At 67.2% G+C, this 326-nt stretch carries 1 protein-coding gene; it reads left to right on the top strand.

The genetic code is table 11. The annotated features are described in order from the left end of the window. On the top strand, positions 1-326 hold a 326-nt coding region (locus tag AC0L2F_RS35790; protein WP_473251532.1), incomplete at both ends, for a helix-hairpin-helix domain-containing protein.

The raw sequence follows: 326 nt of genomic DNA, 5'->3' as shown, positions 1-326 counted from the left end.
GGCGTGCTCGAGATGCTCGCCGTTCCCGGCCTCCGCCCCGAGAAGGTGCTGCGGCTCTACAAGGATCTCGGCATCACCTCGCTCGCTGAGTTGGAGGCCGCCGCCAAGGACGACCGCATCAAGAAGGCCAAAGGCCTCGGCGCCGCGCTGCAGACCAAGATTTTGCAGAACCTGGCCATCGCGAAAAGCGGAGAAGGTCGCCTCCATCTGCATCGTGCGGCCGCCCTGCTCGCGCACGCCAAAGATTCGCTGCGGAAGGCCCGGCCGGAGCTCAAGCGGGTGACGATCGCAGGCGACTTCCGCCGCGGCTGCGAACTCGTCGGCGA

Source organism: Bradyrhizobium sp. Ken64, assembly GCF_055807555.1.
Note: the sequence above shows the minus strand (reverse complement) of the source record. Positions and strands in the feature narration are given on the sequence as shown.